The following is a 14,754-nucleotide window of genomic DNA, read 5'->3' as shown; positions in this document are numbered from 1 at the left end:
CTGCCGAAAGGATCGCAGAGGCCGACCTCGACGGAAGGGCAACGATCCCAGGCCGCCTTCGGGGGAGAAGGGCGGCCTGGGGATCGGGGGTGTGAAGGCAGCTGGGGTGTGCGGCCTTCTCTGTGGCGAGCGGGGTGCTACTTGGGGCAGGTCTCCTGGGTGACCTTGCCGCCCGCCGTGGCGGCGGTGGCCGGGTCCATCGACAGGCACTTGCCGGTCCAGTTGTTGATGAACGTGTAGGCCGGCCGGGATCCGGTCGCGGTGGCGAGCTTGGTCGGGATGATGTTCCACATCTGGCTGCCCGAGAACCAGCGGGTCTCACAGTCCCACCAGAACAGCTGGGTGCCCGAGCCCGGCGGGGTCCCGTCGTTGTAGGGAACGGTCAGGCACTTGCCGTTGCTCGCCTTGATCCAGAAGTGGCCTTTGCCGTCGTACGACGGCTTCTCGGCTCCCCACTGGTGGCTGCTGGGCGGGCTCGACTGGCACGGACGCTGGGTGACCAGACCACCGGTCTTGGAGCTGTCGAACTCCGGCCCGCGCACCATGCAGCGGTCCTGGTACAGGCTGTTGGCGTAGGTCTTGTCGCCGTTGACCAGCCAGATCATCCGGTTGCCGCCCTTGACCATGTTGGCGACGTTGTGGTCGATGATCGCGTTCACCAGACCCCAGCCGGGGAAATCCGCCATCACGATGCCGACGCGGCCGGCAGTGCTGTTGAGGTACTTCATCAGGTGGTAGTTGACGCCGGGCAGGTACGGGGCACCGCCTGCGACCTCGTACGGGTTGATGAGGGGGGCGGTGGAAGCGGACGCGTAGGTCAGGTAGGTGTCGCCGGCGTTGCCGGCGATCGCCTTGTCGATGTTGCTCTTGACCAGGCCCCACTTGTCACTGATGACGGCTTCGTTCCAGGTGTCTTCCTTGTGGCTGTTGAAGCCCTTGATCCCGTAGCTGCCGTCCGCGTCGACGTTGTCGAAGCTGCCCAGGACCACCTTGCCGCGGACCGCGCCCAGCTTGGGGACGTCCGCCTGGCCGGTGCCCGCGGAACCACCGTCGTAGAAGAGGCCGGGGTACTTCTTCCGGTAGTCGGTGAAGATCTCCCGGATCCGTTCCGAGCTCACGGAGTCCGGGTCGTTCGAGCAGTCGGCGATGCCCCCTCCGCCGCGCGGGCACTCGGCCCGCAAGCGCATCACGATCGCCTCGGTGGGGTGCTGGCGGAGGAACGACTGCGCCTTGCTCAGGACGTCGTCGAAGTTGGCCTGCTGGTAGTACTTGGCGTGGTGCACCGTGAAGTACTTGTTCTCGGTGACGCGGACCCGGATGTCGATCGCCCGGATGCCCCGGTCCAGCTGCGCTGCGAGCGTGTTCGCGCTGTCGCCCCAGTCCTCCTGCGTCTCCACCATGACCCCGCCGTGGATGGCGAGCGTGTCGTGGGTGCCGGGGATGGACATGTTCGAGAGCGGGGTATCGCTCGCGATGCCCCACATCCACTCGGCCCGGTCGGCCTGCCCGAGGTTGCGGTAGGCGTCCTCGTTGGTGGATCCGGCCGCCCCTGCGGTCCCCGGCGCGAGCAGGGCCGCGCCCAGGGCGAGGCAGGCCACCATGAGGACGGCCGGCCGGCGGGACCGCCGGGGTGAGGGGACGCCGGCGGCGTGGGGGGTGGTGCGGGACATGTCACTCCTGTACGAGACGAGTACGAATGGTGGCGCAGAGTCCACCCTGGCCGTTGACACTGCCGTTACGCGCGTCAGGCCCGGGATGGGCGGTGCGGTGCAGCCAGCGGAGTCGGCGCTTTCTTTCTCAGGTCTCAAGCCAACCCGGTCCAGCGAGATCGGACCATGAAATTCCACCCGCAAAACAGTGAGCCATGTAGTTTTGCGTGCGCGTGCGGGTGCGGCGTCAGGACGGGGCCACGCCGATAGGGTCACGTCCAGCATGGGCGCCGGACACGCCGGTCACGAAGGCTTCGGCGCGGACCACCGTCCCGGGCCTCCGACGCGTGGCTGGACCAGGTGCGACCAGGTGGCGGCGTGGGACGGTGACCCGCTCGGCGAAGGGGCACTGGTCGCGCGCCGGGGCGCGGCAGCGGCCTCGCCGGTGCGGGGGTGCGCCGGGGTTCACGTCCGTGTCGTGAGCCGTGCGTGTGCCGCGTCGTACCGTGCCTGGACTTCCGCGTTCGCCGATACCCGCAGCAGGGCGCCGAGAGCCCGTACCGCACCGTCCTCATAGCCGGAGGACTCCGCCTCCCGGGCCGCCAGGTCGAGCTGCGTGATGCCCTCGGCCTCGTTCCCGAGCCCCAGCAGCGCCTCTCCCCTCACTATGAGCAGCAGGATGTGGGGGATGTCGGCGGCGTCCGGTCGGTTGTCGAAGGCCAGGGCCTGGGTCGCGGTGGCGAGGGCCTGGTCCCATTTCCCGGCGTCGGCCCGGTGCCGGGCGAGGTGCTGCATGGCCAGTCTCTCCATGGTCCGCTCGCCGGCCGTGCGCGCCAGCTCCACCGCGCGTTCGCAGCCCTCGGCCGCCTCGTCAAGGCCGCCGAGGGATCCGTGCGCCATGGCCAGCACGATCAGGGCGTTGGCCTCGGCCACCGGGTCGCCGGCCCGGGCGGCGAGTGCGGATGCGGCGCCCAGGTGGGTCAGTGCCTCCGCGGTACGCCCTTCCTCGATCAGGACCCAGCCGAGCACGTTAAGCACCCGGGACTCGCCGTGCTGATCGGCGTCGGCCCGTGCCGCCGCGAGTGCGGTCTGCAGGAGCGGGACCCACCCGTCCCGGACGCGCCACACGATCAGCGGCCACATTGCGAGGACGATCCGCCAGGTCCTGCCGTGCAGTGCGGCGGCCTGCGCTGAGGCCACCGCCGCCGTGAGGTCGTCTCTCTCGCCGGCGTACCAGGCCACTGCGGCGGAGCGGTCGCCGAACGCCCGCACGGCGGGGGGCGGCAGGTAGTCCACCGGAAGCGGGAAGCAGTTCTCGTTGCCGGGCTCGGCCGCCGCCACGGCCGCCAGGGCCGTGGCGATGTAGTGGTCGAGCACGCGTCTGAGGGCATCGGACCCGGCGTCCAGGCTGCGTGCGTAGAGCCGCACGAGGTCGTGCATCTGCCATCGGCCGGGCGCCGTCTCCGTGAGCAGGTGCGCGACGGCGAGGCGCTCCAGGGCGGTATCGGCGGATTCCGGGTCCGTGCCTGCCAGGGCCGCTGCCGCGTACCGGTCGACGTGTGTGCCGGGGTGACGGCCGAGATGGGCGAACAGGCGGGAGACGTGCGCCGGGAGCTGTTGCAGTGTCAGGCGCAGCGCGGCTCGGACACCGGTGTCTTCCACGTCCAGCAGGCTCAGCCGGCGTGTCTGGTCGGACAGTTCGGCGGCCATCGCGCCCAGGGACCAGTCGGGTCGTTGTGCCAGGCGGGCGGCGGCCACCCGTAGTGCGAGGGGCAGCCCGCCGCACAGCTCGGCGAGCCGTAGCGCGGCCGCCGGCTCGGCGTGTACCCGTTGCCTCCCGAGTATCCCGGCCAGGAGCATGGTGCCGTCCTTGGGCCCTAGCACGTCCACGGCCACGGGCCGGGCGGTGTCGGTGACGATCAGCCCCGGCAGCCGGTGTCTGCTGGTGACGACGGTGACGCAGCGGTCACCGCCGGGCAGGAGCGGCCTGACCTGTTCGGAGTCACGCGCGTTGTCGAGTACGACGAGGAGCTGGCGGTCGGCGGCCAGCGACCGGAACAGTGCGCACGCGCCGTTCGCCGACTGCGGTATTCGGCTGTCTGGCACTCCGAGGGCCAGCAGGAACTCGCGCAGCACCTCGATGAGGGCCGGTTCGCCCGTGTCGCTGAAGCCGCGCAGGTCGGCGTAGAGGCGTCCGTCGGTCAGTCCGGCAGGGTCATGGTGGGCCCAGTGCAGCACGAGGGCTGTCTTCCCGACCCCGGCAGGACCGATGACCAGGCAGACGGGCGCCTCGCCCGCGGTGGCCCCGGACAGAGCGGCGAGCTCCGCCGTCCGACCGTGAAAGCCGCGCGGTGCGCGCGGCAGCAGATCGGGCGCAGCGGCCTGCGCAACGGCATCCGGCGCAACACCATCCGGGACGGAGCCAGGCGGCGGGACCTCCGTCCTGCGGACCGGGCGGGGACGGCCCAGCCTCGCCGTGTGCTCCAGCTCGCCGGCCTCGGCCGTACCCAGGCCCAGGGCCGCGGCCAGGGCCTGCACAGTGCGGCGCTGCGGTCCTCGGGAGCGGCCCTGTTCCAGATAGGAAAGGGTGCGCACGCTCACCCCTGCGGCATGCGCCAGGTCCTCCTGGCTGAGTCCCGCCCTGCGGCGCAGACCGTATAGCTGCGTGCCGAAGGAACGGTCCGCCGGTGCGTGCGAGGCCATGCTGAAGGTCTTCCCCTGCTCGCCGTGGCCCCGCCGAACGCCGAACCCCACCCGCAAAAGTATGGAGCACGCACTTTGGCGGGTGAAATCGCATGGTGGGTACACGCTCGGCCGGTTCGGGTCGGGGCCTGAGGAAGAGGGCCCCGGAAGCACCCGGAGACCCTTCCTTCGTGGACGCTCGATCCCTTGACCCGGCCCGCCCGACCCCAAACCGCCTGCCCAGCTTCCGCCCGCCGAGTTCTCCTGCCCGACGGCGAGGTAGCCGGCCGGCTTGTACGCCGTCCGGGCAGTCGGACGGCCCGGGGCCTCGGAGCCTCATGGTGCAATGGAGCCCGTCCGGTGCCGCTTCGGCGCCGGTCTTCGCCTGTCCCGGGACGAAAATCCCGGGCAGCACCGAGCAATGAGGGGTCCCACTGTGACCGCAGGAGAGCCGGACGGCGGGCAGACCTCTCGTCCCGTGAGCGGTAGCGGGAGCCGGCGGGCGGGGCGGTGACGTTGGCGGGGATACTGGAGGCAGCGGAGGCAGCGGAGGCCGCGGCGCCCGTGGAGTCGCTGGACGTGGTCGCGCGCATGCTCAAGGAGCGCCTCCAGGCGGCGTCGGTGTCGTTCTGATCACCGACTTCACCGGTAGCTCGGTCGTACGGCTGGGGACCGCCGACAGCATCGACACCGATGAGCCGCCCCAGCGGATCCGACTGCGCGGCACCCTGTACGACGACGTCATCCGCACCCAGCAGCCGCAGGTCGAACAGCGGGGGGAGCACGTCCGCGTGCTCGCCTAGGTGACCAACCGCGGAGACGCCATCGATCCACATGTGGGCCCACGACTGCCCCGCCAGCGCGGCGCCGACCATCGCCCGCTCCATCACGCACTTCGTCGCCCAGATCTTCATCACCGAACCCAAGGACGTCGCCCACGCCCTGGAGGTGATACGCGACGGGCGCCTGGAGCTCGCCCGCGCGGTGCACACGACCAGCACGCACCGGTAGCCGCACACCGGCCGTACCGAGTGGGGCGCACCCACTCGGTGGCTCCACCGAGTGGCGTCCACTCGGTGGCGTCCACTCGGTGGCGTCCACTCCCTCCCCGATGACATTCACTCGGTGGATTCCACCCGATGGACATGCACCCGGTGCACGATGCACGCCGTGGATGCCGGGGGGGGTGGAAGTGGCGCGCATCGGGTGCTTCGGTGCGGTGTTCCGGGTGTCCCGGTGCGGTGTGCTTCTCCTTGACACGGGCCTGTGTCAAGGAGGAACGCGGCAGGGTGCACCGGGGTGGATGCTCGGCATCGTCCCGGCGATGTCGGCATCGTCATCGCGATGTCGTGCACTTCGGGACGATGCCGAGCATCCATGCGGAGAGTGCACGACATCGTCGGTGCGCACCACCGCACCGGGTGCGTGGCATCGGGTCCACCCAATGGCCGGCCTCCCGGCCCCGGTGCGGTCCGGGCTCCTGCGGGCGGTGCGCCTGCTGATCGTCCCGGCGCACCGGGCCCACTGCATCGGGGTCGTCCTGTTCGGTGTAGCGGGTCGCGCGGGTGCGGGAGTCGCCGGCCGCCTTGGTGAACGCGTCCTGAAGGTGGCGCAGCCGCTCGGCGGTGAGATCGAGGGCTTCCACGTCCGTGCGGGACTCTCTCAAGTCCCGCAGCGCCGTCATGTCGATCGCCTCCCAGGGTCCGGCCTCCGGCTCCTGGTCCTGGTCCTCGGGGTCGGCGGCCGCGGGCGCGAGCAGCTGCTCGGGCATCGCCGCCTGCTGGTGCGCGACGACGTCGTACGCCCGGCCCCGCACGGCGGGGGTGGTGGTGCGCAGCTTCTCCCGGACCACCGCACCGGCGAGGGCAGCTCGCTCGTACTGCAGCGGGATGCGGGGTATCTCCCACTCCCCCGCGTCCTGGCCCGGGGGCCGGGGTGCAGCCGGCTCGCCGGGATCGGCCGGTGGCTGCCGGTCCGGGTCGGGTGCGGGGGTGGGTGGGCGGCGGCGGTCGGGGAGGTCGGACAGGGTCCACCGGGCGGTGTAGAGGCGGTAGTCCGACAGCAGGCCGATCGTGGTCTTCGGCTCGCTGATGTCCAGGCAGTGGGTGGAGATGGCGGCGGCCACGATCTTCTCGTCCAGGCCCCGCTCGCGGGGGCGGCCGCGCAGGACGAGGGCGAGGTGGCGGCGGGCTTCGGCGAGCAGGTGCCGGCGGTGGAAACGGCCGCCGTCGTTCATCACGAACACCGTCGCGGCGACGTCGACGGCCGCCAGGGCGACGTCGACCACGGAGGCGACCCGGGCCCGGGTCGCGGCAGCCGCGGCACGGGCGTACTCGAGGAGGGAGGTGATGATGTCGACGGCCACCCCGGAGGTGAGGATCGCGCTCACCTTCCACCACACGCGCAGCTGCGCGAGCGGCCGGGTCTGCTGTTTGGGCGGGCGGGTCTTGCGGGCGGCGATCTGGTTCAGCTTGGCGCGGCCCCGCTCGGAGACCACAGGCAGGAACTTCAGGGTGCCGTCGTCGTTGACGGCGGTGACGTACTCGTACTCCAGCTCGGCCATGCAGGCGGCGATCTGGTCGCTGCGCCGGGAGGTCCAGCGGATCAGCTCGTGCGGCACCCCGGCAATCTCCATCACCGGTCGGCGCCCCGGAGTGACGGTGCGCGGCTCGGTCGCCAGCCCCAGCGCCTCGCAGACCTCGGCGGCAACGAGCTCGTTGTAGAGCGCGGAGGCGGCCACGGTGTTCTCGTGCAGGGCCAGGGTGTGGATCGAGCCCCACTTCCCGTCCAGGCGTTGCCCCTTCACGGACAGCAGCAGATGGTCAGGCGCAAGCTCCGCTGCCCGGGGACCGAGCGCACCAGCCATCCTGGCGGCCTCCCTGAGCTGGCCGGCGCCACGCCGGAGGTCCTGTTCGAGGCAGTGCAGCAGGGGCGCGATCTCGCCGTCGAGGTCGTGCAGGGCCTTCGCCGCGGGGAGGGCTCCCTGCTCGGCCGCCACCGCCCGCAACGACGTGACGGCCCGGGCCCGGTCCGCCTGGGCGCAGAGGGCGGCGACGGAAGCAATGGCCCGGGCGGCTTGGCCGGGAAAACGCTGGAGCGCCGCGCACAGCTCGGGCAACGCCGGCGCTGCCTCGGCGCCCCACCCCGTCAGCAGGTTCGTCAACTGCCAGGGTTCGTTGCCGCTCAGGGCCTCGGGCCGGGCAAGGCGGTCCCGGACCGCGTCGAGGAGTTCGCCGCTGTATGGGAAGGCGAAGTCCTCCGGGCTCCCGAACCCGGCGGCGGCATCGAGGGCCCGCGGGCGCCGCCCGAGGCCAGCGGCCAGGAGCGGGGCCGCCTGCGCGGGGGCAACCAGTACGAGCGCGGCCAGGGCCCGGTCCGCATGGTCGTCGTAGTGGTCCGGGTTCCGTCCGGCGAGGGGGGCGAGGATGTCCGCGGCCGGTGCGGCGACGCTGCCCAGCCGGCCCAGGAGGGACGACAGGGCGACCACCGACTCCTCGTCGACGGCCGCCGCTCGCAGGTTCCACACAAGTCGCCGCGGGGCACTGCGGGAGAGCATGCAGGCGCGGTCGGCCGCCCAGAGGCCTTCGGCCCGCACCTCGGCCCGACCGTCCTGCAGGGCTGCGTCGACCAGTGCGAACGCCACCTTGCGCTCCATGCGGCGGCCCCGGCCCAGGAGTGCCTCGACGACGGCCAGCGGCTCGCCGCGTTCGAGATCGAGATCAGAGCGCAGAGGGTCGGCTGGCAGAAGGGACAGCATCGTCGTGTGCATGGGTTCGGTCCACGGAACGCCTGCGTCGAGGGAGGCGAAGACGGCGGCCATGCGCACCTCGGCCGGCTGGGATGGGTCCAAGACGGCCGCAGCGGCCGCGGCTCCGCCCTGCGGGTCGAGCCGTGCGATCCCGGCCAGGACCTCCGCGCGCGGAGGGTTCGGGTTCCTCGTCCCAGCGCGCGGAGGGCGGGGAGCGCAATCGCGGTCGCGCGGGTGTGGGACACCGCCCAGGCCGCGGTCCGGCGGACCTCCGGCTCCGGGGAGGCCAACAGGGGCAGTAGCAACGGGAGCCGGTCCGCCACGGCCGCCCGGACCGCGCCCGGTGCCACGCCGTACTCGTCCTCGCTCTCGGCCATGCCGCCGAGCAGCGCCAAGACGTCTGCCGTGCGGTGGCCGGCCGCCGCGATCTCGGCCATGAACGGCACCGTCTCCGCGCTGGCGGCGTAGACCGTCCCCTGGTGCAGAACGCTCCCGTACAGCTCGGACAACGCCTCATCCGCCGCATCCACGTCGGCGCCGGTCAGAGCCCGCAGTAGATCGGGAATGTCCTCCGCGCTGCCGTACGCGTGGGAGAGGGAAGACCAGGGCCGGGCACCCAGGCCGTCGAGCAGGTGTACGAGATCCATACGGAGCATCGCGCCAGCCACTTCTGACATGACCCGGCCACCCAGGGTTGCCTGTCCGGGCTTCCCAATGGAGAAGTCAATCCGTTTGGGTGTTCGCCTCTCGTTCCGAGAGGAACTCGTCGAGCAGGTCGAAAAGCACTTTGATGACGTGCTGTTCCTGGTCCGCGGGAAGGTCCCAGGACTCCCACCCGTCAGGGAGCGCAAGGTGGCGAACCTGACCGGGCCATGCGTGATTGCAGTCGCGGCCTCGTCTGGCTACCAACCACTCGCTCCAGCCGTCCAGACCTGGTCCGCCATGGCGCACGGAATGATGGTGGTAGCCGTCCAAGTACGCCTCCAGACCCGTGAGCGTCGTCCGACCGACGAACATCCCGGGTCGCTTCGCCACGTTGGCCCAGTACTCGCGCTCGCCCATGCCTATGAGATCCATTCGGTCATGATCTCGCGCCAGACCAGGTTCGTCTTCAGCGGGCAGCTGCTATCCGGTGATCTGCGGCGGTGGGGTTTCGTAGAGGCGCCGGTCACGGATCAGGGCCCATAGGACGTTGACGCGGCGGCGGGGTAGGGCGATCACGGCTTGAGTGTGGCGTTTTCCCTCGGCTCGTTTGCGGTCGTAGAAGGTCCGGGAGTTGGGGTCGTAGCGGACGCTGGTCAGCGCGGACATGTAGAAGACCCGCTGGAGGCCGCGGTGGTAGTGACGGGGCCGGTGGAGGTTACCGCTCTTCTTGCCCGAGTCGTGCGGCGCCGGTGCAAGCCCGGCGAACGCGGCGAGCCGGTCCGGGGTTGCGAAGAAGGCGAGGTCACTGCCGACTCCGGCAAGAAACTCGGCGCCGAGGAGAGGCCCGATGCCGGGCGCTCGTGATGATCTCGGCGAGGTCGTGGGCGCGGAAGCGGTCCTCGATGAGCCGGTCGACCTCCGTGACCTTCTCGTTCAACGCCCGCACGTCGGCGGCGAGGGTCCGCACCAGCTGGGCGATGACCGCCTCGCCAGGGACCGCGGTGTGCTGCTGTTCGGCGGCGTCGATCGCCGTGGTCGCGAGCTCCTCCGGTGTGCGGACGCCCCGTGCTCGGAGCCAGCGGGTCAGCCGGGCGGTGCCCATACGCCGTATCGCCGCCGGCGTCTGATAGCCGTCGAGGAGGACCAGCGGGCCGGCACTGGTGAGGACGAGAGCGCGCTCCAGGGCAGGGAACATGCCAGTCAAGGTGGAGCGCAGGCGTTGATGGCCCGGGTGCGGTCACGGACGAGGTCCGTGCGGCGGCTGGTGAGCATCTTCAGCTCGATGGTGGCCTCGTCGGTGGGCCGCATCGGCTTGAGGTCCCGGCGGATGCGGGCCTGGTCTGCGATGACCAAGGCGTCGCGGGCGTCGGTCTTGCCCTCGCCGCGGTATCCGTCGCTGGCCCGGTTGACGACCCGGCCGGGGATGTAGAGGAGGTCCTGGCCGTGGCCGGTGAGCAGGGCCAGGAATGGCACTGGTTCCCCGCCGGCCATGTCGACGGCCCAGGTGACGTGGTCTCCCAGGGCGAGAACGTCTTGGAGGAGCTGGAGTAACTCAGGCTCTCCGTTCAGCACCCGCCGGGACAGGCGTTTCGTGCCGTCCTGGTCGATGGCGACGCAGTGGTGGTGGGTCTTGCCGCTGTCGATTCCGGCCCAGATCCGGTTCATCGTGCTCCAGACGATCGTGCGTGCAGGTCTGCCGCAGACGACCTCGCCGGCATGGCCTTACGCAGCGATCTTTGTCGCACTTCCCAATCTGGCGGCCGGGTCGTCACGGGGCGCCGGGCGGTCAAGCCCGCACAGCCACGGACGGCAGCCAACTAGAAGCCACACCCGGCACCCCCGGGCGGCCCAACCATACGAAGGGCTCGACCATCCCGTCCCTGGAACGTAAGGCCAACTAAAACCCTCAGGGGCCAACTGGCGGGTTCTGACCGCTCTTCCGTGATGCCTACGCCTTTGGGCGAGGACAGGTCCTGCGGTTGGATGGCCGGATGGAACGCATAGAGGTTGAGCTGTTCACGGACCCGGGTAACGACGCGGTAGTCCGTCTGCCCCCGCGTAGATTTCCGGGCGTGCTGATCCAGGGAGACTCCCTCTCGACCATCCGCGACGACGTCGCCGAAATCGTAGAGGCCTGCGACCAGGGCGATGTCGGTGAAGTCCGGGAGGCGGCGGCCCTCCTCCTCTCCAACTTTGACGAGCTGCTGGCTCGCTACACGGCGGCCCTGAAGGCGCACGACATCCCCATCCCCTTCTACCAGGCTCCCTGATCGTCCAGTTGCAGCACACGTCGCACCTGGCAGGTGCGCTGAGGAGCGGAGATTGCAGGGACGTTTCGCCAGGGGATTACGCCGTCATGAAGGTGGAGACGCTCGAAGACGTCCTCTTCCCCGGCCTGGACCTCGTGGTGCAGCGTGCTGTGGTCGCGGATGACGGCATGATGATCGACGCGACTGGCTGCGGGTCGCCAGGAGCATGTCCCCAATGTCAGCATCCCGCCGCACGCGTTCACAGCCGGCACTGGCGTCACATAGCCGGGCTGCCCGTCGGCGGCCACCGGCTGATCGTCCGTCTCCGCGTCCGACGGTTCTTCTGCGATCAGAACCGGTGCCGACGTCGGACGTTTGTGGAACAGGTGGAGGGCCTGACCGAGCCACGCCGCCGTAGTTCGAAAGCGGCGCGGTCAGCGATTCGGGCGGTTGCTGTGGAACTCGGCGGCCGACCGGGCGCACGCCTCTGCACAAGGCTGGGGCTCTACGGCCGACGGACGACCATCCTGGGAGAGTTGACCGCTCCGCCTGTGCCGGCACGGGCTCCACGAATCCTCGGCATCGACGAGTTCGCGTTCCGCAAGGGCCATACCTACGGCACCGTCCTCGTCGACGTCGAGTCCTCCAGGCCGGTGGACGTACTGCCCGATCGCGAGACTGGCACAGTCGCCGCCTGGCTTCAGGAGCACCCCGGCGCCGAGATCATCTGCCGAGACCGCCTGATGGCATTCACCAAAGCCATCAGGCAGGCCGCCCCGGACGCACTGGAGGTGGCGGATCGCTGGCACCTCCTCCAGAACCTCTCGACGGCCGTCGAGAAGACCTGCCGCCGGCACCGCGAGTGCCTACGGCGGCCGACCGCATCAGAGTCCACCACGGCGTTGGTCACACGGGAGACCGCACTTCTGGACCGGATCCGACGACGCCACGCGGAGGTCAACGAGCTCGCCGCCACCGGTCTGTCGCTCAACGCCATCGGCCGCCGTCTACGGTTGGACCGCAAGACGGTCCGACGCTACCGGAGCAAGGACCTTGGAGGGCTTCTCGCCTCGGCGCAAGACCGCGGGCACGGTCTCCTCGACCCGTTCATCGAGCACGTCCAGCACCGCTTCCAGGCAGGCTGCACCAGTTCAATGCAGCTCTATCGCGAGGTGCTCGCCCTCGGCTACACCGGCGGATATCACGTCGTGAACCGCTACGTGGCGGCCATCAGGAAGGGCATCGCGATACCCGCCCGGGCACTGACACCCAGCCCTCGCGACATCACCTCATGGATCATGCGGCCCGAGGAAACGCTCAGCCCCTCGGACATCGCACATGCTGGAACGGTCGAGAATGTGACGTGGTAACCGCCTTCCCGTGGCTGGCGCAGGCTGACCTGTGACAGCGAAGCTGGACCAGCAGGGGCTTGAGCTGCGCGATCCCGGAGTCCGGCTCGCCGGAGGACCGCTCTTTGCCGGCAGGTGCCCGAGCACCACTGGCGGGCGCGGGACGGCTCGAGGTGGGCCGTGGAGGTTCCGCATGCCGCACATTCCCGCTGGTCGCAGCCTCTGGTGAACCCCTGCTCGAAGGAGTAATCCGAGCACCAGGGGTTCGGCCTGCGGGGCTGGAAGGGGCAACGGCAGGTCAGCCAGGACGAACAGGCACACCCAGAAGATCTGCACCCGACTAAGTTCACGTCGAGAGCGTCAGCACTTCTCCTTCCGCGCCTGCTGGATCAGCGGCTCGCCCTCGTCCAGCGTGAAGGTGACCTGCCAGGTCTCGGCCGCCCGGTGCAGGGTGTCGGCGAACTCCTGGTAGCCGTGGTCCTGTTGAGCCGCGTCGGCGGCGCGGTTGGTCGCCGTGTTCAGGTACTGTCCGGCGGTCTGGTAGTAGGGGTCAGTCAGATTTGACGGCCGGGGGCGGGCGAGGTGGTCGGTCAGCTGCTGCAGGGAGGCGCAGGCGGACTTGGCAAACTCGCGCGCCGCCACCGTGGCCTTGGAGGGCGTCGAGCTGCAGGCCGCCAGGGAGAGCGTGGACGCCAACAGCAGGGGCAGGGGCAGTGACAGGCGAAGTATCAGCTGACGTCGACTAGTCATGGGTCAATCCTAGTCAGCATGACGGCCTGACCGCCCGGAAATCCGGTGGGCCCGCAGCCACCGTCCTGCCCGGCCCACATCTGGGCCTTGTCTGCTCTGGCCTGCAACGCGGCCATCAACGACGGCACCGCTTCCGCCCACTCTCGCCTCCCCTGCTCGTCGACCACCGGCGGCCCCGGTCGGCGCCGGGACCGCGGCCGCTGACCGTACGTACCGCTGCCGGGCGCCACCCGGCCCGACCCGCTCCCGCCACACCCGCGCCAGCGTCGTCCGGTGAGGCACCCGCACCTCCCGGTCCGGGAACACCTCCCGCACGTACTGGTGGATCAGCCGCTCCCGCGAGGCCATGCTGATCCGCGAGCGGCGCAGGCACTGCTCGTGCACCGCACGGATCGCCTCCTCCACCTCTGGGCCCACCGATCGTCGGCCACGCGGTGCTCCGACCCGGCGGCCGTCGATCAACCCGGCTGGTCCCAGCTCGCGGTAGGCCGCCGCCATCCGATCCAGGGTTCGCTCGCCCACCCCCGACCAGCCCAGTTGCCTGACCTCCTCCGTGCTCAGGGCGCCGAGCTCGACGGCCTTCGCCCGGCGCCGTTCGGTCAAGGTCGTCGTCGTCGGGTCGTAGGCAGCACGCGGCTCATCCGGCCGGGCCCAGTACCGGCTGCCGCTGCGAAATCCGGTCTCCACCTCCAGCAGGTGCTCCAGCCGCAGCCGAAGCCTGTCCCGCTCGCCTCCGGACAGGTCATCCAGTCCGAAGCGCTGCCCGGTCACCGTCCGGCCCCGACGGGATGGACCCAGGAGGCATCGTTCAGCGGGTGATCGAGATCCACGGCCAGTTGCCGATGCCAGATCAGGTGGAGCAGGTGCGTACGGGTCACCGCAGGGATTCCCGTGCTCGCCACGAGTGGCCGCAGCCGCATCGGCCCCGCCTTCACGGCAGCCAGCAACTGGTCCTGCAAGCCGAGCGGGTCCTGCATCGGGCGGCGCCAGCGGGCCAGCGCCTCAAGCCCCGTCACGGCCCGTGGGTGCCCACCCGCCACCAGCACGTACGACCAACCGGCCGCCGAGGCCGCCCGGGCGGTCGCCGCGAACTTCACCGCGTCCACTCGCTCACCCCGACCGCCAGGCCGTACGTCCGCCACCAGCACGCCGCCGTCGTGCAACACCGCGAAGTCCGGCACATGCTCCATCCGGCGGCCAGCCACCGTGAGCCGCAGAGTGAACGGCTGGGAGAGCACCTCCCGGGTCCCCGGCACAAAGTCGAGAGCCAGAAGAAGCCGCCGCTCCGCCAGGCTCTCGAACCCGTGGAGCCGTCCGGTCGAGGTGCTGTAGCCCAACCCGGGCCGATGTCGCTGGCCAGGACGCCACGAGAACCGCCGGACCGGCATCGTCGCCACCGGCAGCGGGCCCAGAGTGTGCGCCGTCACGGGAAACACCACCACGGTGCCAGCCGCCGACCATCCCATCGTCCAGCTCCGTAGCGACGAGGCAGCGACCTCCTCCTCGATCCCCGGAGTGCTCACACACGGGGTGACGAGGTCATGCAGCCCGACCAGGTGCGACCACACGGCTCCAGGCACAGCAGGTTCGATTCGCAGCCAGCTCTCCACGTCACCAGCGCACCACGCTGGTGAGACAGGGAACGAAGACGCGGCGAAACCGCCCAGGTCAGCCTCAACGAG

The 14,754-nt window shown here is 70.5% G+C and carries 12 protein-coding genes and 1 pseudogene; 4 read left to right on the top strand and 9 right to left on the bottom strand.

Annotation, left to right across the window (positions count from 1 at the left end; all coding sequences use genetic code 11):
• Window positions 1-137 precede the first annotated feature (137 nt).
• Together BGK67_RS33030 and BGK67_RS33025 are read right to left on the bottom strand one after the other, a co-directional pair.
• Complete coding sequence (locus BGK67_RS33030) at window positions 138-1,670, bottom strand: phosphatidylinositol-specific phospholipase C domain-containing protein (RefSeq protein ID WP_069923481.1); 1,533 nt, start codon at window positions 1,668-1,670, stop codon at window positions 138-140.
• Window positions 1,671-2,114: 444 nt separating this feature from the next.
• Window positions 2,115-4,403, bottom strand: a complete 2,289-nt coding sequence (locus tag BGK67_RS33025; protein ID WP_141754125.1) for an XRE family transcriptional regulator — start codon at window positions 4,401-4,403, stop codon at window positions 2,115-2,117.
• Between the two features lie 762 nt (window positions 4,404-5,165).
• On the opposite strand from BGK67_RS33025, the gene BGK67_RS39225 reads away from it, so the two are divergent.
• Entirely contained in the window at window positions 5,166-5,342 is a 177-nt protein-coding gene (locus tag BGK67_RS39225) for a hypothetical protein (protein WP_167739630.1), read from the top strand.
• Window positions 5,343-5,667: 325 nt separating this feature from the next.
• On the opposite strand, the gene BGK67_RS41335 is transcribed toward BGK67_RS39225, so the two are convergent.
• Together BGK67_RS41335 and BGK67_RS41330 are read right to left on the bottom strand one after the other, a co-directional pair.
• Window positions 5,668-7,197, bottom strand: a complete 1,530-nt coding sequence (locus BGK67_RS41335) for a relaxase domain-containing protein (RefSeq protein ID WP_432215537.1) — start codon at window positions 7,195-7,197, stop codon at window positions 5,668-5,670.
• Between the two features lie 317 nt (window positions 7,198-7,514).
• Window positions 7,515-8,402, bottom strand: coding sequence for a hypothetical protein (locus BGK67_RS41330; RefSeq protein WP_432215536.1), 888 nt, complete (start codon window positions 8,400-8,402; stop codon window positions 7,515-7,517).
• Between BGK67_RS41330 and BGK67_RS39545 the strand changes: the two genes are divergently transcribed.
• Window positions 8,314-8,547, top strand: coding sequence for a hypothetical protein (locus BGK67_RS39545; RefSeq protein ID WP_069923479.1), 234 nt, complete (start codon window positions 8,314-8,316; stop codon window positions 8,545-8,547). The two genes, BGK67_RS41330 and BGK67_RS39545, sit on opposite strands and share 89 nt — an antisense overlap.
• A 255-nt stretch (window positions 8,548-8,802) precedes the next feature.
• On the opposite strand, the gene BGK67_RS33010 is transcribed toward BGK67_RS39545, so the two are convergent.
• Window positions 8,803-9,156, bottom strand: coding sequence for a hypothetical protein (locus BGK67_RS33010; RefSeq protein WP_069923478.1), 354 nt, complete (start codon window positions 9,154-9,156; stop codon window positions 8,803-8,805).
• Between the two features lie 48 nt (window positions 9,157-9,204).
• Window positions 9,205-10,389, bottom strand: a pseudogene (locus tag BGK67_RS33005) (IS110 family transposase).
• A gap of 326 nt (window positions 10,390-10,715) precedes the next feature.
• On the opposite strand from BGK67_RS33005, the gene BGK67_RS33000 reads away from it, so the two are divergent.
• Window positions 10,716-10,994 (top strand): DUF6959 family protein, encoded by a 279-nt coding sequence (locus BGK67_RS33000; protein WP_069923477.1) that lies wholly within the window; start codon window positions 10,716-10,718, stop codon window positions 10,992-10,994.
• 86 nt (window positions 10,995-11,080) lie between these two features.
• Window positions 11,081-12,343: an ISL3 family transposase gene (locus tag BGK67_RS36890; RefSeq protein ID WP_079154524.1), complete on the top strand. Its 1,263-nt coding sequence runs from the start codon at window positions 11,081-11,083 to the stop codon at window positions 12,341-12,343.
• Between the two features lie 339 nt (window positions 12,344-12,682).
• On the opposite strand, the gene BGK67_RS32990 is transcribed toward BGK67_RS36890, so the two are convergent.
• The 3 genes from BGK67_RS32990 to BGK67_RS32980 are packed head-to-tail and all read right to left on the bottom strand — an operon-like array spanning window position 12,683 to window position 14,682.
• Entirely contained in the window at window positions 12,683-13,072 is a 390-nt protein-coding gene (locus BGK67_RS32990; RefSeq protein ID WP_141754121.1) for a hypothetical protein, read from the bottom strand.
• Between the two features lie 9 nt (window positions 13,073-13,081).
• The gene (locus BGK67_RS32985; protein ID WP_069923474.1) at window positions 13,082-13,843 is read right to left on the bottom strand and encodes a hypothetical protein; all 762 of its coding nucleotides are present in this window, start codon (window positions 13,841-13,843) and stop codon (window positions 13,082-13,084) included.
• Window positions 13,840-14,682, bottom strand: a complete 843-nt coding sequence (locus BGK67_RS32980) for a TnsA-like heteromeric transposase endonuclease subunit (protein WP_141754119.1) — start codon at window positions 14,680-14,682, stop codon at window positions 13,840-13,842. The genes BGK67_RS32985 and BGK67_RS32980 overlap by 4 nt, the downstream gene beginning before the upstream one ends.
• Window positions 14,683-14,754: the final 72 nt, after the last annotated feature.

Source organism: Streptomyces subrutilus, from assembly GCF_001746425.1.
Taxonomy (GTDB): Bacteria; Actinomycetota; Actinomycetes; order Streptomycetales; family Streptomycetaceae; genus Streptomyces; species Streptomyces subrutilus_A.
Note: the sequence above shows the minus strand (reverse complement) of the source record. Positions and strands in the feature narration are given on the sequence as shown.

Bases quoted from the DNA above. Each gene is read 5' to 3' on its own strand.
- BGK67_RS33030 (WP_069923481.1), bottom strand. From the start codon at position 1,670: ATGTCCCGCACCACCCCCCACGCCGCCGGCGTCCCCTCACCCCGGCGG.
- BGK67_RS39225 (WP_167739630.1), top strand. From the start codon at position 5,166: ATGTGGGCCCACGACTGCCCCGCCAGCGCGGCGCCGACCATCGCCCGC.
- BGK67_RS41335 (WP_432215537.1), bottom strand. From the start codon at position 7,197: ATGGCTGGTGCGCTCGGTCCCCGGGCAGCGGAGCTTGCGCCTGACCAT.
- BGK67_RS33010 (WP_069923478.1), bottom strand. From the start codon at position 9,156: ATGGATCTCATAGGCATGGGCGAGCGCGAGTACTGGGCCAACGTGGCG.
- BGK67_RS33000 (WP_069923477.1), top strand. From the start codon at position 10,716: ATGGAACGCATAGAGGTTGAGCTGTTCACGGACCCGGGTAACGACGCG.
- BGK67_RS36890 (WP_079154524.1), top strand. From the start codon at position 11,081: ATGAAGGTGGAGACGCTCGAAGACGTCCTCTTCCCCGGCCTGGACCTC.
- BGK67_RS32990 (WP_141754121.1), bottom strand. From the start codon at position 13,072: ATGACTAGTCGACGTCAGCTGATACTTCGCCTGTCACTGCCCCTGCCC.